Origin of the sequence: Micromonospora sp. NPDC000207 (assembly GCF_040300925.1) — a bacterium.
Lineage (GTDB): Bacteria > Actinomycetota > Actinomycetes > Mycobacteriales > Micromonosporaceae > Micromonospora.
Map to the genome: position 1 here is coordinate 1 of NZ_JBEPEQ010000065.1, position 25,414 is coordinate 25,414.

Genomic DNA, 25,414 nt, shown 5'->3' on the forward strand with positions numbered 1-25,414 from the left:
GGCCCACCGGTCACCGCCTCGCCGGTCGTCGGCCCGCCGGTCACCACCCCGCTGGTCGTCGGCCCGCCGGTCGTCGCCGGGTCGGGGGCGACCGCCACCCCGGGGGGCGGTCACGCGAACACCTCGCCGGTGCCGACGCGGACGCCACGGGCCCAGTCGGTGGCCGGCATGGCCTTCTTGCCCGCCGCCCGGACCTCGCCGAGGCGTACCGGGGTGGTGGCCGTACCGACGAGCACCCGGGACTTCTCCACGAGCAGTTCACCCGGTTGGAGGTCAGGGCCGTCCGGGGCGGGGACGACGGAACCGAGTTTGACCCGGTCACCCCGGAAGGTGGTCCACGGGCCGGGGGCCGGAGTACAGGCCCGGATCCGCCGGTCGACGGCGAACACCGGATCCGACCACCGCACCCGGGCGTCCTCCACAGTCAGTTTCGGGGCCAGGGACACCCCGTCGGCCGGTTGCGGCTCGGCGCGTACGGTGCCGGCCTCGATCGCGTCGAGCACCGCCACCAGCAGACCCGCCCCGGAGTTCGCCAACCGCTCCAGCAGGTCGCCGGAGGTGTCACCGGCGCGGACCTCGTCGGTCACGGTGCCGAAGACCGGCCCGGTGTCGAGCCCCTCCTCCAGCTGGAACACGCTGGCGCCGGTCAGCTCGTCGCCGTGCAGGACGGCGTGCTGCACCGGTGCCGCCCCCCGCCAGGCGGGCAGGAGCGAGAAGTGCAGGTTGATCCAGCCGTGTCGGGGGATCTCCAAGGCAACCGGCGGCACCAGCGCGCCGTAGGCGACCACCGGGGCGCAGTCCGGGGCCAGCTCCCGCAGCCGGTCCAGGAACTCCGGCTCCCGGGGTCGGGCCGGGGTGAGGACCTCGATCCCGTGCTCGTCGGCCCAGGCCCCCACCGGTGAGCGGGCCAGGCCCCGTCCCCGCCCGGCGGGGGCGTCGGGGCGGGTGACCACTGCGAGGAGTTCGTGCCGGGAGGCCGCGACGGCGGCCAGGGCGGGTACGGCGACGGCCGGGGTACCGGCGAAGATCAGACGCATCTGTCGGTCACCGCCCCAGACCGAAGGGGCTGCGGTGCGGGTCGACCTTCACCGTCGGTGGGGCCCCCGGGTCGTACCACTCCGCCTCCCGGATCGCCTTCATCGCCGCCTTGCGCCCGGCCGGGTCGAGCCGGTCGAGGAAGAGCACCCCGTCGAGGTGGTCGGTCTCGTGCTGGACACACCGCGCCATCAGGCCGGTGCCCACGATCTGCATCGGGTCGCCGTAGCTGTTGTAACCCTTGGCGATCACGTGCTGTCGACGCTTGGTGTCGAAGTAGAGCCCCGGGATGGACAGGCATCCCTCCGGGCCGTCCTGCTCCTCCTCGTCGGGGAACTCCAGCACCGGGTTGACCAGATGTCCGACCACGTCGTCGACGTCGAAAGTGAACACCCGCAGCCCCACGCCGAGCTGCGGGGCGGCCAGACCGGCCCCGTTCTGCTCACGCATCGTGTCGGTCAGGTCGGTGACGAGCTTGCGCAGCTCGACATCGAAGTCGACCACCTGATCGGCCGGCGTGCGCAGCACCGGATCACCGAAGAGACGGATGGGCTGGACGGTCACGCGGGGTGGCTCCTTCGCGAGGTGGGACGGGTCCGTGCCGCACCAGTCTACGGAGTGTCCCGATCACGACCGGTCGACCAGGGTGGTCGGCCGGTCGTGCCCGTCACGCGTCCCGGGGTCAGGCGCCCTGGCCCGGCTCCCCGGCCAGGACGGTCTCCGGGTGCAGCAGGGCCTGCTCGGGCAGGGGCAGCTCGATCCCGTGCGCGGCCTGCCAGTCGTAGACGACCGACGGCCGGACCTGGGCGGCGAAGTAGTCCACGGCGCTCATCCCACCGACCACCGGCTCCTCCATCTCGGCGACCAGCCGACCCGGTACGAGACGGAACCCGCCCCGCAGGGCGGCGCTGAGCCGACGGTGCCCCTCGACGACGAAGAAGTACTCCCCGGTGTAGCCGATCTGCAACGGCTCCAGGGCCTCGTCACCGGCGTCGGCCCCGTCGACGAGGTCGGAGTCCCACACGTCCCGCAGCGTGGCGATGTCCTCGGTCGGGTAGACCCGGGCCGGGTCGAGCAGCAGCAGCGGCGGGGAGTCCTGGACGACGTCGGCACCGAGCGCACCGGTGAAGACCGCGACGACGTGTTCGATCACCTCGTCGGCGGCGGCCCGGGTGGTGTCGCAGACCAGGTCGTAGTTGCGCAGTCGGGCCTTGTCGACGCCGTACCGGAGGACGAACCGGTTGCGCTCGCTGTCGCTGCGTTCCCGCAGCTTCGCCTTCGCCTCCTCCAGGGAGGTGTAGCTCTCGGCCGGGCCGGACGGCCGGGCCAGCACCCGCCGGGCGGCCTCACCAGCCTCGGTGATCATGTGCACCTTGAGCGCGTCGGTGAAGAAGTGCCAGGCCAGCCGGGAGTCCATGACCAGCCGCTCACCGGAGGCGGCGATGTCGCGTTGCAGCTGGTCGACGTACCCGTCGACGGCCTGGTCCAGCTCGGCGTGCAGGTTGAGCTGGAGCGCGGTCATGTCCCGCTCCTGCGCCATCTGCCGGTAGAGGTCGCCGACGCTGATCCGACGCAGCCCCAGCCGCCTGGCGATCTCCACGGAGACTGTGCTCTTGCCGCTGCCGAGGTCACCGTTGAAGACGATCGATTGACGAACGGTCACGACTGGTCCACCTCTGATCACCGAATGGTTGACATCATCGCCCTGGCACCACGGCGACGCCGGGACCGACACGGCACCACACCGGTGCCGCGTTCAGCCGGGTCGGGCAGCGTCGCGACCGGCCGACGGGCGACCTCGTCGCCACACCAACCGTCGTTCGCGTCGTCCTCGCGCCCCGGCATGACGGGCGATGCTACCACCCGGGCAGCAACCCTCCGTCACCATGACGCTCAGAACAGGGTCAGCGGATCGATCTGGAGACGGACCGGGTCGGCGGCCTTACGCGCGGTACGCGTACCAGCGGCGGAGTGCAGCGCCCCGGCCAGTTCGACGGCCCGGGAGCGGGGCACCCGGACCAACATCCGCTCCCGGTCGTCGTCGGCGGGGACCGGTCCGAGCACCTCGGCCTCGGCCGGCAGCCGGGCCCCGGCGAGCAGGTCCGCTACCGCGTCGGCGAGACCGGTGACGCTGGCCATCCGGACCGCCGGAGGGAACCCCAACTCCCGCCGCTCGGCCAGCTCCCGCCCGGCGAACCAGGCGGCGTCCCAGCGCAGCAGCGCCTGCACCACGGCGAGGCCCCCGTCGGCGACCACCACCACCCGACCGCCCCGGGACGCCGGACGGGCCAGGGCGGCGGCGGTCATCCACCGGCGCAGGGCCTCCTCACCGGCGCGCAGGTCGGCCCGGGTCAGCAGGGCCCACGAGTCGAGCAGCAGCACCGCCCCGTAGCCGCCCTCGGCGACCGGCTCGGCACCCGGGGTGGCGATCACCAGGCCCGCCCCGTCCCCCACCGCGGTCAGCACCTCCTCCCGCCCGGAGGTCCGGACCGGCACCCCGGGGAAGGCCCGGCCCAGCTCCTCGGCGGTCCGCCGGGCACCGACGACAGCCGCCCGGAGTCGCCGTCCACCGCACTCGGGGCAGGCGTACCCGGCGCAGACCCGACCGCACCAGCGGCAGGCGGGCGTCCCCGTGGCGTTCGGCAGGGCCAGCGGCCCGGCGCAGTGCGGGCACCGGGCCGGGGTCCGGCACTCGGCGCACCCGACCGACGGCAGGTAGCCGCGCCGGGGCACCTGGACCAGGACCGGCTGGTCGGCACGGACCGCGTCGCGGGCCGCAGTCCAGGCCAGGCTGGGCAGCCGGGCGGTCGCCGCCCCCGGATCGCGGGCCAGTTGCGGGTCGTCCCCGGTCGGGACGATCGCCGGGGTACGGCTGCGCAGTGTCGCCCGGTCGGTTGTCACCTCCCGGGCCCACCCGGTCTCGACGAGCAGCTGTGCCTCGGCGGTGCGGGAGAACCCGCCCACCAGGGCGGCGGCCCCAGCGAGTTGGGCCCGGGTCAGCAGCACCTCCCGGGCGTGCGGGTACGGCGCCCGGGGCTCGGCGTGCAGGTCGTCCCCGTCGTCCCAGATCGCCACCAGGCCGAGCCGCTCGACCGGGGCGAACATCGCCGCCCGGGTGCCGACGACCACCGGGACCTCCCCGCGTCGCGCGGCCAGGAAGGCCCGGTAGCGGCGGGCCGGGCCGAGCGCCGCAGACAGGCAGACGTGTCGCCCCGCACCGAGCGTCGCCGTCAGGGCGGCGTCGAGGCGGTCCAGGTCCCGGGCGTCGGGCACCACCATCACCACCCCCCGGTCGGCGGCGACGACGGCGGCGCACGCCTCGGCGTAGCGGGCCGCCCAGTCCTCCCCGGGCAACGCCGACCAGACCGCCCGGGGTGCCCGCCCCTGCGTGAGTGCCCGCAGCAGCGCCGGGCCGGCCGGGTAGTCCCGCCAACCACCCTGCCCTCCCGTCGCCGGGGTGGACTCGCCAGGGGGCGTCGACCCGGCCGTCGCCGGGACGGGTTCGGGCGTCGCCGGGGTGGGTTCGCCCGACCCGCTGGTGGGTGCGGACGTGGTGGGCTCGGCGGCGAGGATCTCCTTCTCCACCCGGGCGTGCCGGGGTGGGACGGCGAGCCGGAGCACGTCGGCGAGGCTGCCCGCGTACCGGTCGGCGACGGCACGCGCCAACCCGGCGACCTCCGGGGCCAGGACGGGCACCGGGGAGACGACCTTCTCCAGGTACGCCAGTCGACCGGAGTGCGCCGACTCGTCGGCCCGCTCCAGCAGCCAGCCGTCGACGAGCTGCCCGGCGAAGCGCACCTTCACCCGGCAGCCGGGCATCGCGGCGTCGGCCAGGTCGGCCGGGACGAGGTAGTCGAAGGGGCGGTCGAGGTGCGGCAACGGCACGTCGACGCAGACACGAGCGACCGGCGACCCTTCGGCGGGTCGCCGGTCGCTGCGCTTGGTGCCGGTCAGGCTCCCGCAGCCGACTTGAGGTCGGCGGCCCGGTCGGTGCTCTCCCAGGTCAGGTCGGGCAGCTCCCGGCCGAAGTGGCCGTACGCGGCGGTCTGCCGGTAGATCGGACGGAGCAGGTTCAGGTCCCGGATGATCGCGGCCGGGCGCAGGTCGAAGACCTCGTTGACGGCCTTCTCGATCGAGGCGACCGGCACCGTCTCGGTGCCGAAGGTCTCGATGAACAGGCTCACCGGGTGGGCCTTGCCGATCGCGTACGCCACCTGCGCCTCGCAGCGCTCGGCGAGCCCGGCGGCGACGATGTTCTTGGCCACCCACCGCATCGCGTACGCCGCCGACCGGTCCACCTTCGACGGGTCCTTGCCGGAGAACGCCCCGCCACCGTGGCGGGCGTACCCGCCGTAGGTGTCCACGATGATCTTGCGTCCGGTCAGGCCGGCGTCACCCATCGGGCCACCGATCTCGAACCGGCCGGTCGGGTTGACCAGCAGCCGGTAGTCGCTGGTGTCCAGGCCGAGGCTCTCCAGCTCGGGGGCGATGACGTGCTCACGGACGTCCGGGGTGAGCAGCGACTCCAGGGAGATGTCGGCGGCGTGCTGGCTCGACACCACGACGGTGTTGAGCCGTACCGGGCGCAGGCCGTCGTACTCGATGGTGACCTGGGTCTTGCCGTCCGGGCGCAGGTACGGCACGGTGCCGTCCTTACGGACCGTCGCCAGTCGACGGGACAGCCGGTGCGCCAACGCGATCGGCAGCGGCATCAGCTCCGGAGTCTCGGAGCAGGCGAAACCGAACATCATGCCCTGGTCGCCGGCGCCCTGGGCGTCCAGCGCGCTCTCCGACGACCCGGTACGCAGCTCGAAGGCGTTGTCCACGCCCTGGGCGATGTCCGGCGACTGCGCCCCGATGGAGACGTTCACCCCGCAGGACGCCCCGTCGAACCCCTTCTTCGACGAGTCGTACCCGATGTCGAGGATGGTCTCCCGCACGATGCTCGGGATGTCGGCGTACGCCTTGGTGGTCACCTCCCCGGCGACGTGTACCTGCCCGGTGGTGATCAGGGTCTCCACCGCGACCCGGCTACGCGGATCCTCCGTCAGCAGCGCGTCCAGGATGCCGTCGCTGATCTGGTCGGCGATCTTGTCGGGGTGGCCTTCCGTGACCGATTCGGAAGTAAAGAGGCGGCGTGTCACGGCACTCCTAAGCTATGGATAACTCGTCTCGCGGGAGTCTAGTCTCGCGGACATCAGGGCGCGGGGACGGTCCGTCCCGGGTCACCTGTCGGGAATCGTCTGCCACCGCGCGACGACCAGGTCCCAGACGGCGTCGGCGACGTCCTCCTTGGACTGTTCGGGCATCCGGTGTACCGCGCCGTCGGCCTCGATGACCGTCGCCGTGTTCGTCTCGGCCCCGAAGACCTTGTCGGCACCGACCTCGTTGACGACGACGAGGTCGGCTCGCTTGCGGGCGAGCTTGTCACGGCCGTTGGCCTCGGCGTCCCCGGTCTCGGCGGCGAAGATCACCAGCACCTGGTCCGGGCGACGGGCCTGACCGAGCTCGGCGGCGATGTCCGGATTGGTGACGAGTTCGATGGTAGGCGGTGCCGACTCGGACTTCTTGATTTTCCCGGAGGAGTACGTCGCGGGACGGAAGTCGGCAGGCGCCGCCGCCATCACCACGGCGTCCGCCGAGTCGGCGGCGGCAAGCGTCGCGGCCCGCAGCTGCTCGGTGGTGCCGACCCGGACCACGTCGACACCGGCCGGGTCGGCGAGGGAGACGTTGGCAGCGACCAGTGTCACCCGGGCTCCCCGGGCGACGGCGGCGCGGGCGAAGGCGTACCCCTGTTTGCCGGACGACCGGTTACCGAGGAAGCGCACCGGATCCAACGGCTCGCGGGTGCCACCGGCGGTCACCACCACGTGCCGCCCGGTGAGGTCGGCGGGGGCGTCGACGCCCCGGGCCAGCGCCCGTCGGGCGACAGCGAAGATCTCGGCCGGGTCGGGCAGCCGTCCCTTGCCGGTGTCGGCGCCGGTCAACCGGCCGACGGCCGGCTCGATCACCCGGACCCCCCGACTGCGCAGGGTGGCGACGTTGGCGACGGTGGCCGGGTTCTCCCACATCTCGGTGTGCATGGCCGGGGCCAGCAGCACCGGACACCTGGCGGTCAGCAGGGTGTTGGTGAGCAGGTCGTCGGCGAGCCCGTGGGCGGCCCGGGCGAGGAGGTCGGCCGTGGCCGGGGCGACCACCACGAGGTCGGCCTGCTGACCGAGCCGTACGTGGGGCACCTCGTGCACGTCGGACCAGACGTCCTCGGCGACCGGTTGACCGGAGAGCGCCGCCCACGTCGGTGCCCCGACGAACCGCAGGGCGGACGCGGTGGGCACCACCCGGACCCGGTGCCCCGACTCGGTGAACAGTCGGAGCAGTTCGCAGGCCTTGTACGCGGCGATGCCGCCGCCGACTCCGAGGACGATCCGGGCAGACATCGGCGGACCGGGGGCGATTGCTACGGCTGGTCGGTCGGCTCGGCGGTGAGCAGACCGGCGTTGATCTCCCGCATGGCGATCGAGAGGGGCTTCTCCTGCGGAGTGGTCTCCACCAGGGGGCCGACGTACTCCAGGAGGCCCTCGCCGAGCTGGCTGTAGTAGGCGTTGACCTGACGGGCACGCTTGGCGGCGAAGATGACCAGCGCGTACTTCGAGGTGGTCTTGTCGAGCAGCTCGTCGATCGGCGGGTTGGTGATGCCTTCGGGGTTGGCGATGGATCCCACTGTTACCTCTGCGTCTCTGGAAAGCTCGGTGTCTCTGGAAAGCTCGATGGCACGCAATAACCGAGCAAGCCTACCAGCTCAGCGACCACCCGATCCGTGCGGTCGTGCAGTACGGCGTGGTCCACGGCGGCCGCGACTGCCGGATCGGGCCGGTAGCCGGGGGGCTGGAGCAGGACCAGGCGGGCCTGGGGCAACGCTGCACGCACCTGCAACGCGCCGGTCAGGTCCAACGGCAGCAGGACCGGCAGACCGGCCTGCAACCGGGACCGGATCGGCTCGCCCGACGTACCCCGCCGGTACGGCCCGATCCTGGCCCACTCCAGCAGCTGGCCGTCTTCGGCCAACTGATCGAACCCGGCCGGGTCGACGAAGACCCGGTCGATGCCGTCCGTCTCACACCCTCGGCGGGGACGGGTGGTGACCGGAACGGGCACCCAGACGGACGGTGAACGCGCCCGGACCAGCTCGACCACACTCTCCCGACCGGAACCGGACGGTCCGGCCAGGACAGTGAGCCGAGCCGCCGGGCGCGCCTCGCCATCCGTGCTCACTGCTTGTTTCTACACGGCGTCGCGGCTCAGTTGGCGGCGAACTCTCCCAGCAGAGCCTTACGCTGCTGCTCGCCGAGTCCGCGCAGGCGGCGGCTGTCGGCGATCTTCAGCTTCTCCATGATCTGGGTCGCCCGGATCTTGCCGATGCCCGGCATCGACTGCAGGACGGCCGAGACCTTGAGCTTGCCGACGACATCGTCGCCCTCGGCCCGGTCGAGCACGGCGGCGAGGGTGGTCTTGCCCTGCTTGAGCTGCTCCTTCAGCTCAGCACGGGCCTTGCGGATTTCCGCGGCCTTCTCCAGCGCTGCTGCGCGCTGCTCAGGGGTCAGTGACGGGAGCGGCACCAGTTCTCCTCAGGTCCCTATCGCGACGGGCGGGACGCACCGCCGCATCTGTGAAAGATGGTGTCGCTGGAAACCAAAGGGGTCCGTGGTTCCCAGCGCGGGGAAAACTAGCGGTCAGCGGAGCATTCGGCAACGTGGGCACGCGCCCACGGACGCTCAGTGACCGAGCCGTCAGTCAGTTGCCACCCTCGACGGCGGCCCGGCACTCGGCCAGCACCCGGTCCGTCGCGGCCCGTAGCGCGGCCACGTCGGGACCCGCGTTGAGCACCTCCCGCGAGTACGTCGGCAGCACCCACGGCAGCGCGGTGCCGAAGACGGTACGCAGATCCGCCGCCGTGGCACCCTGCGCACCGAGCCCCGGAGCGAGCAGCGGACCCCCCACGGTGGACAGGTCGTGACCTGTCTCGCCAATGGTCGCCCCGACGACGAGCCCGAAACTGCCGAGCGGCTTCACACCGCTGTTGAGCTGCGAAATCTCGTCAATCACGGTCTGCGCCACAGTCCGCCCGTCGGGACTGACAGCGCGTTGCACCGATGCCCCCTCCGGGTTGGAGGTGAGGGCCAGAACGAACACCCCACCCCCGTGCGTGGCGGCCAGGTCGAACATCGGAGCCAGCGAACCCACCCCGAGGTACGGACTGGCGGTCACCGCGTCGACATACAGGGGGCTGGATGGATCGAGGTACGCGGAAGCGTAGGCGCTGACCGTTGAGCCGATGTCGCCACGCTTGACGTCGAGCAGAACGAGCGAACCGGCTTCTCGCAACTGTCGGATAGTTGACTCAAGAACCGACACGCCCGACGCGCCGAACCGCTCGAAGAAGGCCGACTGAGGCTTAACCACCGCAACCCGGTCACCGAACGCCTCCACCGCCGTCTCGGCGAACCGACGCAGGCCCTCCACGCTGTCGGGCAGACCCCAACGGGCCAGCAGACCCGGGTGCGGGTCGATCCCCACGCAGAGCGGTCCCCGCTCGGCCGTCGCCCGGTGCAACCGGCTACCGAAGCTCTCCATCCGTCCGTACCCCCTTCACATCCCGCGACGGTGGGACCGTCCGGGAACCTCCTGCGTCGTGTCCCCACGGCGACACGCCGTGGGATGACCTCTTCCTTCGTGGCGACCGAGAGGGTCGCCCGACGTCGGCTCAGCCGGCCGCCACCGCCGCCGCCACCCCGACCGTGATGCGGGCCAGGTCCGCGTCGTCGGTGACGTACGGCGGCATCACGTACACCAGGTCCCGGAACGGGCGCAGCCAGACGCCGCACTCCACCGCCGCCGCCGTGGCCGCCGGGACGTCGACCTGACGGTCCACCTGCACCACGCCGATCCCGCCGAGCACCCGGACGTCGTGCACCCCGGGCGCGGCCCGCAGCGGTTCCAGACCGGCCCGCAGTCCGGCGCCCACCCGCGACACCTCGGCGGCCCAGTCCCCGCAGCGGAGCAGTCCGAGGGAGGCCTCGGCCACCGCGCACGCCAACGGGTTGCCCATGAACGTCGGCCCGTGCGCCAGGACCCCACCGTCGGCGGAGATCCCCCGGGCCACCTCCGGCGTGCAGAGCGCGGCGGCAAGGCTCAGGTACCCGCCGGTGAGCGCCTTGCCCACACAGAGCACGTCCGGGACGACCCCGGCGTGCTCGGCGGCGAACATCGTCCCGGTCCGACCGAATCCGGTGGCGATCTCGTCGAAGACCAGCAGCACCCCGTGTTCCCGGGTCACCTCGCGCAGCACCCGCAGGTACTCCGGATTGTGGAAACGCATCCCCCCGGCGCCCTGCACCACCGGCTCGACGATCACCGCGGCCAGTTCGTCGGCGTGCCGCTGGACCGACTCGGCCAGCGCCGCGCAGTACGCGGGATCCGGCGGGGTGTCGAACCCGGACGGCGGTTGCGGGGCGAAGACCTGCCGGGGCAGGACGTCGGTCCAGAGGTGGTGCATCCCGCCGACCGGGTCGCAGACGCTCATCGGGTGGAAGGTGTCCCCGTGGTACCCGCCGCGCCAGGTGCCCAGCCGGTGCCGCTGCGGCCGACCGGTGGCCCGCTGGTACTGGAGGCACATCTTGACCGCCACCTCGACGCTCACCGACCCGGAGTCGGCGAGGAAGACCCGCTCCAGCCCTTCCGGGGCCAGTTCGACGAGGGTACGGGCCAGGCGGACCGCAGGCTCGTGGGTCAGACCGCCGAACATCACGTGACTCATCCGGCCCAGCTGGTCGGTGACCGCCGCGTCGAGGACCGGATGCCGGTACCCGTGGATCGCCGACCACCACGACGCCATCCCGTCGACCAGTTCCCGGCCGTCGGCCAGCCGCAGCCGTACCCCCTGCGCCTCGGTCACCAGGTACGGCGGGGTCTGCGGCGGCAGCGGGGCGTACGGGTGCCAGACGTGTTCCCGATCGGCCGCGAGGATCTCCTCCGGTGTCATCGCAGCGGTCCCTCCCGTACCTCCACTGGCCCACCGGCCACCCGGACCACCGCCGAGGCGGTGGCCGGGTGCCGGATCACCTGGCGGCGGCACGGTTCGACGCGACCGCCACGGCCCGGGGCAGAGCCGGCCCCCGGTAGACGAACCCGGTGTAGAGCTGCACCAGACTGGCCCCGGCGTCGAACATCCGGACCCCGTCGTCCGGGTCCATGATCCCGCCGACCCCGATCACCGGAAGCCGTCCACCGGTCTCGGTGTGCACGAAGGAGACCACCTGACGGGCCCGGTCGGCCAGCGGCCGACCGGAGAGTCCCCCGGCCTCCTCGGCGCGCGGCCGGTCGGCGTAGGCGAGCCCGTCGCGGGACAGTGTGGTGTTCGTGGCGATCACCCCGGCCGCGCCCCGGGCCAGGCAGACTTCCAGCAGCTCCGCGATGGCCGGTTCGGTCAGGTCCGGGGCGATCTTCACCAGCACCGGCTTCTCACCGACCAGCGCCGACAACAGGGCGTCCAGATGTTCCCTGTCCTGCAACGCGCGCAGCCCCGGGGTGTTCGGGGAGGAGACGTTGACGGCGAAGTAGTCACCGTGCTCCCGCAACGCCCGGTACGAGGTGAGGTAGTCCTCCACCGCCTCGTCCAGCGGGGTCACCTTCGACTTGCCCAGCGAGATCCCCAACGGGACCCCCAGCGGACGGGACGACGCGGCCAGCCGGGCGGCGAGCGCCTCGGCACCGGCGTTGTTGAACCCCATCCGGTTGATCACGGCCTCGCTGTCGCGGAGCCGGAACATCCGGGGGGTGGGGTTCCCCGGCTGGGCGTGCGCGGTGACCGTGCCGACCTCGACGAAGCCGAAGCCCAGCGCCGGCCAGGCCGGCAGGGCCACCCCGTTCTTGTCCATGCCGGCGGCCAACCCCACCGGGTTGGGGAACTCGACCCCGAACACCGTCCGGGGTGCCCGGGTCAGGTAGCGGGCCCGCAGCGCGGCCAGCAGCGCAGGCTGCCGACCGAGCACCGCCAGCCGACGCAGCGTCCACTCGTGCGCCGCCTCGGCGTCCCCGCCACCCACCCGGAACAACCCGTTGCGGACGACCTTCTCAAACAGCAACCCGCACCCCCGCCGTCACCGGGCCGGCCGCAGGGTGGCGTGGAGCTCCTGGAGGGGACGGACCTGCATGTCCCCACGGATCCGCGCCTCGATGCCCATCACCGCAGCCGCCGCACCCGGGACCGTGGTGATGCAGGGCAGGTCGGCGGTGACGGCGGCACTGCGGATCTCGTACCCGTCGGAGCGGGCGCTCGCCCCCGACCCCTGCGGGGTGTTCACCACCAGGGCCACCTCACCGCGCAGGATCAGCGACACCGCGTCGTCGTCCGCACCAGCCTGGTAGTGCTTGCCGACCTGCTCGCAGGCGATGCCGTGGCGGCGCAGCACCTCGGCGGTGCCCTCGGTGGCCAGGATCTCGAAGCCCAGGTCCGCCAGGCGCTTGACCGGGAAGACCATCGCCCGCTTGTCCCGGTTCGCCACCGAGACGAAGATCTTCCCCCCGGTCGGCAGGGAACCGTACGCGGCCGACTGGGACTTGGCGAAGGCGTGCCCGAAGTGCGGGTCGATCCCCATCACCTCACCCGTCGACTTCATCTCCGGACCCAGCAGCGAGTCCACGCCCTTGCCGGCCGGGGTCCGGAACCGCTTGAACGGCAGCACCGCCTCCTTGACCGCGATCGGGGCGTGCGCCGGCAGCGATCCGCCGTCGCCGGTCTCCGGCAGCATCCCCTCGGCACGCAGCTCGGCGATGGTGGCACCGAGGGCGATTCGGGCCGCCGCCTTCGCCAGCGGCACCGCCGTCGCCTTGGACACGAACGGCACCGTCCGCGACGCCCGGGGGTTGGCCTCCAGGACGTACAGCACGTCGTCCTTGAGCGCGTACTGGACGTTGAGCAGACCGCGTACCCCCACACCGTGGGCGATCGCCTCGGTGTAGCGGCGGACCTGGTCGATGTGCTGACCGGCCAGGGTGATCGGCGGCAGCACGCAGGACGAGTCACCGGAGTGGATACCGGCCTCCTCGATGTGCTCCATCACGCCACCCAGGTACACCTCACCGTCGGCGTCGCAGAGCGCGTCCACGTCGATCTCGATGGCGTCGTCGAGGAACCGGTCCACCAGCACCGGATGGTCCGGCGAGATGTCGGTGGCCCGACCGATGTAGTCACGCAGCGTCGGGTCGTCGTAGACGATCTCCATGCCCCGGCCGCCCAGGACGTACGACGGGCGGACCAGGACCGGGTAGCCGATCTCCTCGGCGATCGCCCGCGCCTGCTCGTAGGAGACGGCGGTGCCGTGCGCCGGGGCACGCAGCCCGGCCCGGGCCAGCACCTCCCCGAACGCGCCCCGCTCCTCGGCCAGGTGGATCGACTCCGGCGAGGTGCCGACCACCGGCACCCCGGCGTTCTTCAGCCGCTGCGCCAGGCCCAGCGGGGTCTGCCCGCCGAGCTGCACGATCACCCCGACCACGCCCGGACCGCCGGCAGCCTTCCCGGAGGTGTCCTCGGCGTGCCACACCTCGATGACGTCCTCGAAGGTCAACGGCTCGAAGTAGAGCCGGTCGGCGGTGTCGTAGTCGGTGGAGACGGTCTCCGGGTTGCAGTTGACCATGACGGTCTCGAACCCGCCGCCCTCGTCGCCCGAACCGGTCGGTGCGCCCCGCAGCGCCATGACCGCGTGGACACACGAGTAGTCGAACTCGATGCCCTGACCGATCCGGTTCGGCCCGGACCCGAGGATGACGACCTTCGGCCGGGCCGACCCGGTCACCTCGGTCTCCGAGTCGTACGACGAGTAGTGGTACGGGGTCGTCGCCTCGAACTCGGCCGCGCAGGTGTCGACGGTCTTGTAGACCGGGCGCACGCCCAACCGGTGCCGCAGGGTCCGGACCCCGTCCTCGGCGGCGAGCTCCGGGCGCAGTGCGGCGAGCTGCCCGTCGGACAACCCGGCCCGCTTGGCCCGGCGCAGCAGCTCCTCGTCGAGCACCGGCGCGGCGACGATCTCCGCCCGCAGCTCGACGAGGGCGGAGATCTGGTCGAGGAACCACGGGTCGATCCCGCCGGACGCGGCAGAGACCTCGCTGATCGAGGCACCCAGACGCAGCGCCCGCTCGACTGTGTAGAGCCGACCGTCGTGCGGGATCCGGAGCGCGGCGAGGGTGTTCTCCTTCGTCGCGTCGGCCGGGTCGGCGATGGTCCAGAAGCCCGCCGCCTTGGTCTCCATCGACCGCATCGCCTTGTTCAGCGCCTCGGTGAAGTTCCGTCCGAGGCTCATCGCCTCGCCGACGGACTTCATCGTGGTGGTCAGCTCCGGGTCGGCACCGGGGAACTTCTCGAACGCGAACCGGGGGATCTTCACCACCACGTAGTCCAGGGACGGCTCGAACGCCGCCGGGGTCTTGCGGGTGATGTCGTTGGGGATCTCGTCCAGGGTGTAGCCGATGGCCAGCTTGGCCGCGATCTTGGCGATCGGGAAGCCCGTCGCCTTCGAGGCCAGCGCCGACGACCGGGACACCCGGGGGTTCATCTCGATCACCACGAGCCGACCGTCGGCCGGGTTGACAGCGAACTGGATGTTGCAGCCACCGGTGTCCACGCCGACCTCGCGCAGCACCGCGATGCCCAGGTCGCGCAGGCTCTGGTACTCCCTGTCGGTGAGCGTCATGGCCGGGGCCACAGTCACGCTGTCGCCGGTGTGCACGCCCATCGGGTCGACGTTCTCGATCGAGCAGACCACCACCACGTTGTCGTGGCGGTCACGCATGAGTTCGAGCTCGTACTCCTTCCAGCCGAGCACGCTCTCCTCGATCAGCACCTCGGTGACCGGGCTGGCGGCCAGCCCTGCGCCGGCGATGCGGTGCAGGTCCTCGTCGTTGTGCGCCATCCCGGAGCCGAGGCCGCCCATGGTGAACGACGGCCGGATCACCACCGGCAGGCCCAGCTCGGCGACGGCCGCCTCGACCTCGGTCATCGAGTGGCAGACCCGCGAACGCGGCACCAGCGACGACGGGTCCTCGATGCCGATGCGGGCCCCGGCGGCGGCGACGACGTCCTTGAACAGCTGCCGGTCCTCGCCGCGCCGGATCGCCTCGATGTCGGCCCCGATCAGCTCGACGCCGTACTTCTCCAGGATCCCCGCCTCGGCCAGGGCGACGGCCGTGTTCAGCGCGGTCTGCCCGCCCAGGGTGGGCAGGACCGCGTCCGGCCGTTCCCGGGCGATGACCAGCTCGACGAACTCCGGGGTGATCGGCTCGACGTACGTGGCGTCGGCGAACTCCGGGTCGGTCATGATGGTCGCCGGGTTCGAGTTGATCAGGCTGACCCGGATGCCCTCCTCCCGCAGCACCCGGCAGGCCTGGGTGCCGGAGTAGTCGAACTCGCAGGCCTGCCCGATCACGATCGGCCCGGAGCCGATGACCAGGATGTGCTTGAGATCGGTGCGCTTAGGCATCCTTGCCGCCTTCGGTGGTGTTCCGGTCGGGGCCACGGCCCTCGCTCTGGTTCCGGCCCTCGATCAGCTCGGCGAACCGGTCGAAGAGGTAGTCCGCGTCGCGCGGTCCGGCCGCCGCCTCAGGGTGGTACTGCACGGTGAAGGCCGGCACGTCGCGGGCCCGTAGCCCCTCGACCACGTTGTCGTTGAGGCAGACGTGGGAGACCTCCACGCCGCCGAACTCGGTCTCGATCACCTGGTCGGGTACGACCGCGCCGGCCCCCGCCCCCGGCACCTGCACCGCGAAGCCGTGGTTGTGGCTGGTCACCTCGACCTTGCCGGTCAGCCGGTCCAGGACCGGCTGGTTGATGCCCCGGTGCCCGTAACCCAGCTTGTACGTGCCGAAGCCGAGCGCCCGACCGAGGATCTGACTGCCGAAGCAGATGCCGAACAGCGGGATCCGGCGGCGCAGCACCTCCCGCGCCAACCCGACCGGGCCGTCGGCGGTCGCCGGGTCACCCGGACCGGGCGAGAAGAACACCGCGTCGGCACCGGTGGCCAACAGCTCCTCGATCGTCGAACCGGCGGGCAGGACGTGGGTGGTGACCCCCCGGGCGGCGAGCCGACGCGGGACGTTGCGCTTGATCCCCAGGTCGAGGGCGGCCACCGTGTACCGGTGCTCCCCCTCGGCCGACACCACGTACGGCTTCTCGGTGGTCACCTGGGTGGAAAGGTCCGCCCCGACCATCTGCGGCGCCTCCCGGACCCGGGCCAGCAGGCCCCTCGGGTCGTCGTCGACGCTGGAGATGCCGACCCGCATCGCGCCCCGCTCCCGCAGGTGGCGGGTGAGCGCCCGGGTGTCGATCCCACTGATGCCGACCACACCCTCGGTGGCCAGCCGGTCCTCCAGCCCGCCGGTGGCGCGCCAGTTCGAGCCGATCCGGGCGGGGTCACGCACCACGTACCCGGCCACCCAGATCCGGCCCGACTCGTCGTCGGCGTCGTTGACGCCGGTGTTGCCGATGTGCGGGCTGGTCTGCACCACCACCTGCCGGTGGTACGACGGGTCGGTCAGGGTCTCCTGGTAACCGGTCATGCCGGTGTTGAAGACCGCCTCACCGAAGGTCTCCCCGATGCTGCCGTAGGCCTCACCGTGGAAGGTCCGGCCGTCCTCCAACACCAGGATCGCCGCTCGTCTCCGAGTCACTGTTACTTCACTGCCTTTCCGTCGAGCACGGTCGCCTCGCCGCGTAGGAAGGTCGCCACGACGCGACCCGGGAGCGTCATTCCGGCGTACGGGGTGTTGCGGCTGTGGCTGGCCAGGTCGGCCGGTTCGATCCGGCGACGGGCGGCCGGGTCCACCAGGGTCAGGTTGGCCGGCACCCCGGGGGCCGGATCGACGCCGTGCCCGGTCAGCCCGGCGATCCGGGCCGGTGCCCGGGACAGCCGCTCGGCGATCAGGTCCCACTCGGGTCCGAGCACCTCCAGCGCGATCGACAGCGCGGTCTCCAGACCGAGCATGCCGGGGCGGGCGTACGCCCACTCGCACTCCTTGTCCTCCACGGTGTGCGGTGCGTGGTCGGTGGCGACGATGTCGACGACCCCCTCGACCAGGGCGGCGCGCAGGGCGGCCACGTCGGCGACGGTCCGCAGCGGCGGGTTGACCTTGAACACCGGGTCGTAGCTGGCCCCCGGCTCCCAGTCCCCGCCCACCTCCGGGCTACCCGGCTCACTCCTCCCGCCGACCGGACCGGCCTTGGTCGCGAGTGCGGGGCTCGCAAGCTCACTCCTCCCGCCGACGGCTTCGTCGGTGAGGAGGAGGTGGTGCGGGGTGACCTCGGCGGTGACGCGTACCCCCCGGGCCTTGGCCTGGCGCAGGACCTCGACGCTGCCGGCGGTGGAGACGTGGCAGACGTGGAGTCGACTGCCGACGTGCTCGGCGAGCAGGACGTCCCGGGCGATGATCGCCTCCTCGGCGACCGCCGGCCACCCGGTCAGGCCGAGCCGGGTGGAGACCTCCCCCTCGTGCATCTGGGCGCCCTCGGTGAGCCGGGGCTCCTCGGCGTGCTGGGCGATGATCCCGTCGAAGGCCTTGACGTACTCCAGCGCCCGGCGCATCAGCTTCGGGTCGGCGACGCAGTGCCCGTCGTCGGAGAAGATCCGCACCCGGGCCGCCGAGTCGGCCATCGCCCCCAGTTCGGCCAGGCGCTCCCCGGCCAGGCCGACGGTGACAGCGCCGATCGGCTGGACGTCGACCAGCCCGGCCTCCCGGCCCAGCCGCCAGACCTGCTCGACCACACCGGCGGTGTCGGCGACCGGGGAGGTGTTCGCCATCGCGCAGACGGCGGTGTAGCCGCCCAGCGCCGCCGCCCGGGACCCGGACTCGACGGTCTCGGCGTCCTCCCGGCCGGGCTCCCGCAGGTGGGTGTGCAGGTCGACCAGGCCGGGCAGGGCGACCAGCCCGTCGGCCTCGATCACCAGGGCGTCCGGGGCGGACAGCCCCGGCCCGACCTCGGCGACGACACCGTCGCGGATCAGCAGGTCGGTCGGTGCGGCACCGACCACGCTCACGTTCTTGACCAGGTACGCGGTCACCGGTTGCTCCCTCCGAGCAGCAGGTAGAGGACGGCCATCCGCACGGAGACCCCGTTGGCGACCTGTTCGACGATTGTTGACCGGGGCGAGTCCGCCACCTCGGGGGTGATCTCCATCCCCCGGTTCATCGGCCCCGGATGCATGACGATGGCGTGGTCGGGCAGGCGACGCAGGCGGGGGCCGTCGAGCCCGTACCGGCGGGCGTACTCGCGGGCGGAGGGGAAGAAGGAGTCCCCCATCCGTTCCCGCTGGACCCGCAGCATCATCACCACGTCGGTGCCGGGCAGCACCGAGTCCAGGTCGTAGGAGACGGCGGTGCCGGGGGCCAGCGCGGCGGCGATGTCCACCGGGATCAGCGTCGGCGGGCCGACCAGGGTGACCTTCGCACCGAGGGTGGACAGCAGCAGGACGTTGGAGCGGGCCACCCGGCTGTGCAGGACGTCCCCGACCACCGCGACGGACAGGCCCGCCAACCGGCCCAGCCGGGAGCGCATCGTGTACGCGTCCAGCAGCGCCTGGGTGGGGTGCTCGTGGGTGCCGTCCCCGGCGTTGACCACCGACCCGTCGACCCAGTCGGCGAGCCGGTGCGGGGCACCGGAGGCCGGGTGCCGGACGACGACCGCGTCGGCCCCCATCGCCTGGAGGGTGAGCGCGGTGTCCTTCAGGCTCTCGCCCTTGGCGACGCTGGAACCCCGCGCCGAGAAGTTGATCACGTCGGCGCTGAGCCGCTTCGCCGCCGCCTCGAACGAGATCCGGGTCCGGGTGGAGTCCTCGTAGAAGAGGTTCACCACAGTCCGGCCGCGCAGCGCGGGCAGCTTCTTGACCTCCCGGCCGGCGACGGTTGCCATCTCGGCGGCGGTGTCCAGGATCTGGGTCGCGGTCTCGGCGTCCAGGTCCGCCCCGGAGAGCAGGTGCTTGATCATGCGTACGCCCGCCTTTCGTTCACTGCCGACCGGCTGCGCCGCGCTGTGGTGCGCCCGCTCACGACACGGCCTCCCCGTAGAGGCGTACCTCGTCGGTGCCGTCGGTCTCGGCCAGGGTGACCTTGACGTTCTCGACCGCCGCGGTGGGGATGTTCTTGCCCACGTAGTCGGCGCGGATGGGCAACTGCCGGTGGCCCCTGTCGACCAGGACGGCCAGCTGCACCGAGGAGGGGCGGCCGACGTCGCTGAGCGCGTCGAGCGCGGCCCGGACCGTACGCCCGGAGAACAGCACGTCGTCGACGAGGACGACCCGGCGGCCGTCGATCCCGCCGGAGGGCAACTGGGTCGGTCCGACCGCCCGGGTGGCGTGCCGGCGCAGGTCGTCGCGGTAGAGCGTGATGTCGAGCACCCCCACCGGCACCTCGACGTCCTCGAAGGTGCTGATCCGGGCGGCGAGCCGTCGTGCCAGCGGGACACCCCGGGTGGGGATGCCGAGCAGGACGGTGTCCGCGGCCCCCTGGGTCTTCTCCAGGATCTGGTGGGCGATGCGGTCGACGACGCGGGAGACGTCGGCGGCGGTGAGGATCACCTTCACCGAGGGTTGCCGCGCCGGTGACGGTCGGGCAGCCGGTGGGTAGGCCACGGCGGACCTCCTTCCCCGCCTCACGGGACGGGTCGTTAAAGGATGTCGGGAGCGCCCCGGGGGCTGCGAGCAGCCACTACCGAAGCTCACGCCACGTTACCAGTGGTCACCGACTCGACAAGCACGGGCTGCTGATCCTCGGGTCAGCCCCCAGAAATGGGGACAACTCACCCGACCATCTCAACAGTGATCTCATGAGCACTTGACCAGGTGTCGCAATCTGCGTACCGTCACGCTCCGTAGCGATCGCTGGGAGAACCCCGAGCAGCACTGGGAGTGTCCGAATGCCCTCTGAATACGCCAAGTCGCTGGGCGCCCGCCTGCGTTCCATCCGCCAGCAGCAGGGCCTGTCCCTGCAGGGGGTGGAGGAGAAGTCCAACGGCCGCTGGAAGGCCGTCGTGGTCGGCTCCTACGAACGCGGTGACCGGGCGGTCACGGTGTCCCGCTTGGCCGAGTTGGCCGACTTCTACCGCGTACCCGTCTCCGAGCTGCTGCCCGACGGCAGCGGGGTGCGCCACGAGCCGACCAGCAAGATCGTGCTGGACCTGGAGCGGCTCTACGACGAGGCGTCCGAGGACCTCGCCTACGTGGCCAGGTACGCCCGCGCCATCCAGCAGCAGCGCGGCGACTACAACGGCCGGGTGCTCTCCATCCGCGCCGACGACCTGCGGGCCCTCGCGATCGTCTACGACGCCTCCCCGTCGGGACTGATCGAGCGCCTCACCGAGCACGGGGTCCTGGTCGCCGACCCCCGGGCGTTCTTCGCCTCCTGAGACCACGACCGCGAGGGGCCCGAGCCGTACGGCTCGGGCCCCTCGCGGTCATCTGTGATCTTCCGCTCACCACCACGTCCCGCCTGCCGGAACGCGTCCCACCAGGCGGAAGAGGATGATCAACGGGTGGCGTACTCGGAGATCCGGTCCAGCAGCCCGTTGAGGAACCGGGGAGAGTCGTCTGTCGACATCTGCCGGGCCAACTCCACCGCCTCGCTGATCGCCACCGGATCGTCGACCCCGTCGACGTAGAGCAACTCGTAGACGGCGATCCGGGCGAGGTTGCGGTCGACCACCGGCATCCGGTTGATGGTCCAGCCCTCGGCGTAGCTCGCGATCAACTCGTCGATCCGGTCGAGGTGCGCGGCCACCCCCTCCACCAGGCTGACCGTGTACCCCAGGTGCTCCGGGCGGGGACGCTCGATCCGCTCGATGTACCCGGCGAGCACCTCCACCGGAGGGCGGTCGCGCTGGTCAGCCTCGTAGAGCACGTCCAACGCCCGCTTGCGCGCCTTACGACGCGCCGGCATCTGCTGCTTGGGACCCTCGGCCATCAGGCGCGGCCGAGGTAACGGCCGTCGCGGGTGTCGACCTTGATCTTCTCGTCGGTGGTGATGAAGAGCGGCACCTGCACCGTCGCCCCGGTCTCGACGGTGGCCGGCTTGTTGCCGCCGGTCGACCGGTCGCCCTGCAGACCCGGCTCGGTGTAGGTGACCTGGAGGACCACGCTGGTCGGCAGCTCGATGTAGAGCGGCACCCCCTCGTGGGTGGCGACGGTCGCCTCGGCCTCGGGCAGCAGGTAGTTGGCCGCCTCGCCGACCGTCCCGCCCAGCACCGTGATCTGGTCGAAGGTCTCCAGATCCATGAAGACGAAGTCCTCGCCGTCGGCGTACAGGTACTGCATGGTGCGCTTGTCGACGGTCGCCGTCTCGACCTTCGTGCCCGCGTTGAAGGTCTTGTCGACGACCTTGCCGGAGAGCACGTTCTTCAGCGTGGTGCGTACGAAGGCACCACCCTTACCGGGCTTGACGTGCTGGAATTCGACGACAGCCCACAGCTCCCCGTCGAGGTTGAGAACCAGGCCGTTCTTGAGGTCGTTGGTAGAGGCCATTTCCTGCCTTGATCGTCATTTGGCGGACAGACCCACGAAGTCTACTAGCTGGTCGGCTCGCCGGAATCCACCACCGAGCCCGCCCCGGCCCGGGCGGCCAGATGGTGCAGGGCCAGGCGGTACCCGTCGACGCCCAGGCCACAGATCACCCCGGTGGCCACCGCCGAGACGACGGAGTGGTGCCGGAAGGACTCCCGGGCGTGGATGTTGGAGATGTGCACCTCCACCAGCGGCCCCCGGAGCAGGGCGCAGGCGTCCCGGACCGCTATCGAGTAGTGCGACCAGGCAGCCGGGTTGAGGACCACCGCCGCCTGCTCGTCGGCGGCGTCGTGCAGCCACCCCACCAACTCGTGCTCGGCGTCGGTCTGCCGGACCGTCACGTCCAGCCCCAGGTCACGGCCGGTCGACTCGCACAGCTCGACGAGGTCGGCGTAGCCGGTCACCCCGTACACGTCGACCTGACGGGTGCCGAGCCGCCCCAGGTTCGGGCCGTTGAGGACGTACACCCTCATGCGCTGACCTCCCGGTAGGCGGCGTGCAGGAGGTCGTCGTCCGGACCGTCGAGAATCGCCGGGCGGGCCAGGCCGTCCAGCACCACGAACCGCAGCCTGCTGCCCCGGGCCTTCTTGTCCACCCGCATCGCCGCCAGCAGGTCCGGCCAGGCGTCGGCGGCGTACCCGGTGGGCAGGCCGAGCGCTGCCACCGCGCTGCGGTGCCGGGCGGCGGTGGCCTCGTCGAGGCGACCGGCGAGCCGGGCCAGGGCACCCGCGTACACCAGGCCGACGGCGACCGCGTCGCCGTGACGCCACCGGTAGCCCTCCACCTTCTCGATGGCGTGGGCCAGGGTGTGCCCGTAGTTGAGGACCTCCCGCAGGCCCGACTCCCGCAGGTCACCGGAGACCACGTCGGCCTTGACCCGGATCGCGCGTTCGATCAGCTCCCGGCAGACCGGTCCGGTCGGGTCGACGGCCGCCGCCGGGTCCCGCTCGACCAGGTCGAGGATGACCGGGTCGGCGATGAACCCGCACTTGACCACCTCGGCCAGCCCGGCGGCCAGGTCGGCCGGGGGCAGGGTGTCCAGGGTGGCGAGGTCGGCCAGCACCCCCACCGGCGGGTGGAACGCGCCGACCAGGTTCTTCCCGGCGGCAGTGTTCACCCCCGTCTTGCCGCCCACCGCCGCGTCGACCATGCCCAGCAGGGAGGTGGCCACCGGCACCCACCGGACCCCGCGCAGCCAGCAGGCCGCGACGAAACCGGCCAGGTCGGTCACCGCGCCGCCGCCCACCCCGACCACCACGTCGGTACGGGTGAACCCGGCCGCCCCGAGCCGGTCCCAGCAGTCGGCGGCGACCTCGATCCGCTTGCCACCCTCGGCGTCGGGGACCTCGATCGTCAGCGCCTCGACCCCGGCGGCACGCAGCCGGTCGGCCACCGCGTCGGCCAGCCCCTTGAGCGGGGGCGCGTACAGCACGGCGGCGCGGTCCGCGCCGGGCAGCAGGCCGGGCAGCGCGTCGAGCAGGTCACGTCCCACCAGTACGTCGTACGGCTGATCGCCGCCGACCGGAATCCGGGTCACCTCGTTCATCGGGGCGAGCCTAGTCTCCGTTCTCCGTCCAGGCGCACCCGACCAGCGCTCGTCAGAGACCTTGGAAGATCTCGGCCCCGCTGTGGGCCACTTCCCTACGAGGCCCACGTCGGGTCAGCGTTCGACCAGGGAGACGATCTCGTCGGCGATCTCGGTCGGGGTCCGCCCGTCGGTGACCACGGTGGCGGTGGCCACCTCGGCGTAGAGCGGTCGACGCTGGTCCATCAGGTGCTTCAGGGTGGCCCGGGGGTTGATCGCCAAAAGCGGCCGACCGACTCCCAACCCGACCCGCTTCACCGCGTCGGTCAGCTCCACCGACAGGTGGACCACAGTGTGACCGACAAGGGCTGCCCGGTTCTCCTCGGCGAGGATCGCGCCGCCGCCGAGGGCGAGGATCCCGGGATGCGAGGTCAGGGCGGCGGCCACCGCCGCCCGTTCCAGGTCCCGGAAGTGGGCCTCCCCCTCGTCGATGAAGATCTCCGGGATCGGCTTGCCGGCCAGGGCCTCGATGTCGGTGTCGGTGTCCCGGAACCCCACGCCGAGCGCGGCGGCCAGTGTCTCGCCGACAGTGGTCTTCCCCGACCCGGGCGCCCCGACCAGGACGACCACCGGCTTCGTCACCGGATCACGCCCCACCGGACGGCACCCGTCGCGGTCACCGGATCACCAGGGCGTCGAGGTAGCCGGCCAGGTTCCGGCGGATCTCGGCGACCGAGTCGCCGCCGAACTTCTCCATCGTCGCCTCGGCGAGGACCAGGGCCACCATCGCCTCGGCGACCACCGCCGCCGCCGGGACCGCACAGACGTCGGAACGCTGGTTGATAGCGGTGGTCGCCTCACCGGTGGTGATGTCGACGGTGGCCAGGGCCCGGTTCAGCGAGGAGATCGGCTTCATCGCCGCCTTCACCCGCAGCGGCTCACCGGTGGTGATGCCACCCTCCAGCCCTCCGGCCCGGTCGGTGACCCGACGGACCCCGGTGGCGGTGGGAACGATCTCGTCGTGCGCCTCGGAGCCCCGGGACCGGGCCTGCAACCAGCCGTCCCCGATCTCCACACCCTTGATCGCCTGGATCGACATCAGGGCGGTGGCCAGCCGGGCGTCGAGCTTGCGGTCCCACTGGACGTGGCTGCCCAGGCCCGGGGGCACCCCGTAGGCGAGGACCTCGACCACCCCGCCGAGGGTGTCGGCGGCCTTCTTCGCGGCGTCGACCTCGGCGACCATCAGGGCGCTGGCCTCGGCGTCCAGGCAGCGCAGCGGGTCGGCGTCGATCCGGTCGGCGTCCTGCGGCTCGGGGCGCAGACCCGGCTTGACGGCGATCGGACCCAACTCGACGACGTGCGAGACGATCTCGATCCCGAGGGTCTGCTTCACCAGGGCCTTGGCGACGGTGCCCACCGCCACCCGGGCGGCGGTCTCCCGGGCGCTGGCCCGTTCCAGGATCGGACGGGCGTCGGTGTGGCCGTACTTCTGCATCCCGGCCAGGTCGGCGTGGCCGGGACGGGGCCGGGTCAGCGGGGCGTTGCGGGCCTGGCTGGCCAACTCGTCCGGGTCCACCGGGTCGGCGGCCATCACCGTCTGCCACTTGGGCCACTCGGAGTTGCCGACCCTGATCGCCACCGGGCTACCCAGGGTCACCCCGTGGCGGAGCCCGCCGATGACCTCGATCTCGTCCTGCTCGAACGCCATCCGGGCGCCCCGGCCGTAGCCGAGGCGGCGGCGGGCCAGGTCACGCCCGATCTCACCGGTGGTCACCTCGACCCCGGCAGGCACCCCCTCCAGGAGCGCGACGAGGGCGGGACCATGGGATTCACCTGCAGTCAGCCAGCGCAACACGTCAGTCAGTCTGTCACGCCCGGTGGCGGCTCCGACGCTACGCCCGCCCCGTCCCGCCCTACGGACGGTCGAGAGGAAGGGCCCCTTGTTAACGCCTCCGGTCGAGCGGGGCACCCCTCTCACCTCCACCCGACCCGTTGCTGCCGGCTCCGAACCTCGTCGCGCAGGTCACCGGCCACGGCCAGGACGATCGACAATCCCACCCTTGTACGGCCGTTCCGGCGACCGAGCGTCACATCGCCGTTCGAGATGCCTCACATCCCACTCCCCTCGACACAGGTCGACCTCGGACCCACCTGGCTTCTCCGCCACCAGGTCCGGTGGTGGAGCCCTCGGACGGGGTCATTCTCGCGGTGGCCGGGACCGCACCCGAGGATCCAGCGCCACCCACTGAGGTGATCTCTA

Annotated in this window: 24 protein-coding genes; 1 reads left to right on the forward strand and 23 read right to left on the reverse strand. The window is 72.0% G+C overall.

The window, feature by feature from the left end:
- Positions 1-110: 110 nt before the first annotated feature.
- The 17 genes from fmt to pyrR form a co-directional block, all read right to left on the reverse strand.
- Positions 111-1,037 carry a methionyl-tRNA formyltransferase gene (gene fmt / locus ABT336_RS17125; RefSeq protein WP_350897586.1) on the reverse strand — a complete coding sequence of 309 codons (927 nt, stop codon included), beginning with the start codon at positions 1,035-1,037 and terminating at the stop codon, positions 111-113.
- Between the two features lie 7 nt (positions 1,038-1,044).
- A complete protein-coding gene (gene def, locus ABT336_RS17130; RefSeq protein ID WP_350897587.1) occupies positions 1,045-1,599 on the reverse strand; it encodes a peptide deformylase in 555 nt (184 codons plus the stop codon).
- 118 nt (positions 1,600-1,717) lie between these two features.
- Positions 1,718-2,698 carry an AAA family ATPase gene (locus ABT336_RS17135; RefSeq protein ID WP_350897588.1) on the reverse strand — a complete coding sequence of 327 codons (981 nt, stop codon included), beginning with the start codon at positions 2,696-2,698 and terminating at the stop codon, positions 1,718-1,720.
- 230 nt (positions 2,699-2,928) lie between these two features.
- Positions 2,929-4,920: a primosomal protein N' gene (locus ABT336_RS17140; protein ID WP_350897589.1), complete on the reverse strand. Its 1,992-nt coding sequence runs from the start codon at positions 4,918-4,920 to the stop codon at positions 2,929-2,931.
- 65 nt (positions 4,921-4,985) lie between these two features.
- A complete protein-coding gene (gene metK / locus ABT336_RS17145) occupies positions 4,986-6,179 on the reverse strand; it encodes a methionine adenosyltransferase (protein WP_350897590.1) in 1,194 nt (397 codons plus the stop codon).
- 81 nt (positions 6,180-6,260) lie between these two features.
- Positions 6,261-7,472, reverse strand: coding sequence for a bifunctional phosphopantothenoylcysteine decarboxylase/phosphopantothenate--cysteine ligase CoaBC (gene coaBC / locus ABT336_RS17150; protein ID WP_350897591.1), 1,212 nt, complete (start codon positions 7,470-7,472; stop codon positions 6,261-6,263).
- A gap of 20 nt (positions 7,473-7,492) precedes the next feature.
- Positions 7,493-7,756: a DNA-directed RNA polymerase subunit omega gene (gene rpoZ, locus ABT336_RS17155; protein ID WP_067373935.1), complete on the reverse strand. Its 264-nt coding sequence runs from the start codon at positions 7,754-7,756 to the stop codon at positions 7,493-7,495.
- Between the two features lie 2 nt (positions 7,757-7,758).
- The gene (locus ABT336_RS17160; RefSeq protein WP_350897592.1) at positions 7,759-8,307 is read right to left on the reverse strand and encodes a guanylate kinase; all 549 of its coding nucleotides are present in this window, start codon (positions 8,305-8,307) and stop codon (positions 7,759-7,761) included.
- 26 nt (positions 8,308-8,333) lie between these two features.
- Positions 8,334-8,651 carry an integration host factor, actinobacterial type gene (gene mihF / locus ABT336_RS17165; protein WP_350897593.1) on the reverse strand — a complete coding sequence of 106 codons (318 nt, stop codon included), beginning with the start codon at positions 8,649-8,651 and terminating at the stop codon, positions 8,334-8,336.
- A gap of 175 nt (positions 8,652-8,826) precedes the next feature.
- Positions 8,827-9,666: an orotidine-5'-phosphate decarboxylase gene (gene pyrF, locus ABT336_RS17170; protein ID WP_350897594.1), complete on the reverse strand. Its 840-nt coding sequence runs from the start codon at positions 9,664-9,666 to the stop codon at positions 8,827-8,829.
- Between the two features lie 130 nt (positions 9,667-9,796).
- On the reverse strand, positions 9,797-11,074 hold the full coding sequence (locus ABT336_RS17175) for an adenosylmethionine--8-amino-7-oxononanoate transaminase (protein ID WP_350897595.1): 1,278 nt from the start codon (positions 11,072-11,074) through the stop codon (positions 9,797-9,799).
- A gap of 76 nt (positions 11,075-11,150) precedes the next feature.
- Positions 11,151-12,176 (reverse strand): quinone-dependent dihydroorotate dehydrogenase, encoded by a 1,026-nt coding sequence (locus ABT336_RS17180; RefSeq protein ID WP_350897596.1) that lies wholly within the window; start codon positions 12,174-12,176, stop codon positions 11,151-11,153.
- A gap of 15 nt (positions 12,177-12,191) precedes the next feature.
- Positions 12,192-15,566 (reverse strand): carbamoyl-phosphate synthase large subunit, encoded by a 3,375-nt coding sequence (gene carB / locus ABT336_RS17185; RefSeq protein WP_350897597.1) that lies wholly within the window; start codon positions 15,564-15,566, stop codon positions 12,192-12,194.
- A complete protein-coding gene (gene carA / locus ABT336_RS17190; protein WP_350897598.1) occupies positions 15,559-16,752 on the reverse strand; it encodes a glutamine-hydrolyzing carbamoyl-phosphate synthase small subunit in 1,194 nt (397 codons plus the stop codon). Before carA ends, carB begins: the two co-directional genes overlap by 8 nt.
- 2 nt (positions 16,753-16,754) lie before the next feature.
- Positions 16,755-18,140 (reverse strand): dihydroorotase, encoded by a 1,386-nt coding sequence (locus tag ABT336_RS17195; protein ID WP_350897599.1) that lies wholly within the window; start codon positions 18,138-18,140, stop codon positions 16,755-16,757.
- Complete coding sequence (locus tag ABT336_RS17200; RefSeq protein WP_350897600.1) at positions 18,137-19,063, reverse strand: aspartate carbamoyltransferase catalytic subunit; 927 nt, start codon at positions 19,061-19,063, stop codon at positions 18,137-18,139. The genes ABT336_RS17195 and ABT336_RS17200 overlap by 4 nt, the downstream gene beginning before the upstream one ends.
- A gap of 58 nt (positions 19,064-19,121) precedes the next feature.
- Entirely contained in the window at positions 19,122-19,706 is a 585-nt protein-coding gene (pyrR, locus tag ABT336_RS17205; RefSeq protein WP_350897601.1) for a bifunctional pyr operon transcriptional regulator/uracil phosphoribosyltransferase PyrR, read from the reverse strand.
- A 284-nt stretch (positions 19,707-19,990) separates the two neighbouring features.
- Here pyrR and bldD point away from each other — a divergent pair, with 284 nt between their 5' ends.
- Positions 19,991-20,479, forward strand: coding sequence for a transcriptional regulator BldD (bldD, locus tag ABT336_RS17210; RefSeq protein WP_013285505.1), 489 nt, complete (start codon positions 19,991-19,993; stop codon positions 20,477-20,479).
- Positions 20,480-20,598: 119 nt separating this feature from the next.
- Here bldD and nusB read toward each other — a convergent pair whose 3' ends face one another.
- The 6 genes from nusB to aroC form a co-directional block, all read right to left on the reverse strand.
- Positions 20,599-21,009, reverse strand: coding sequence for a transcription antitermination factor NusB (gene nusB / locus ABT336_RS17215; protein WP_350897617.1), 411 nt, complete (start codon positions 21,007-21,009; stop codon positions 20,599-20,601).
- A 23-nt stretch (positions 21,010-21,032) separates the two neighbouring features.
- Positions 21,033-21,590: an elongation factor P gene (gene efp, locus ABT336_RS17220; RefSeq protein ID WP_350897602.1), complete on the reverse strand. Its 558-nt coding sequence runs from the start codon at positions 21,588-21,590 to the stop codon at positions 21,033-21,035.
- Positions 21,591-21,634: 44 nt separating this feature from the next.
- Positions 21,635-22,102, reverse strand: a complete 468-nt coding sequence (gene aroQ / locus ABT336_RS17225; RefSeq protein WP_350897603.1) for a type II 3-dehydroquinate dehydratase — start codon at positions 22,100-22,102, stop codon at positions 21,635-21,637.
- Complete coding sequence (aroB, locus tag ABT336_RS17230; RefSeq protein WP_350897604.1) at positions 22,099-23,175, reverse strand: 3-dehydroquinate synthase; 1,077 nt, start codon at positions 23,173-23,175, stop codon at positions 22,099-22,101. The genes aroQ and aroB overlap by 4 nt, the downstream gene beginning before the upstream one ends.
- Positions 23,176-23,289: 114 nt before the next feature.
- The gene (locus ABT336_RS17235; RefSeq protein WP_350897605.1) at positions 23,290-23,796 is read right to left on the reverse strand and encodes a shikimate kinase; all 507 of its coding nucleotides are present in this window, start codon (positions 23,794-23,796) and stop codon (positions 23,290-23,292) included.
- A 34-nt stretch (positions 23,797-23,830) separates the two neighbouring features.
- Positions 23,831-25,009: a chorismate synthase gene (gene aroC / locus ABT336_RS17240; protein ID WP_350897606.1), complete on the reverse strand. Its 1,179-nt coding sequence runs from the start codon at positions 25,007-25,009 to the stop codon at positions 23,831-23,833.
- Positions 25,010-25,414 lie beyond the last annotated feature (405 nt).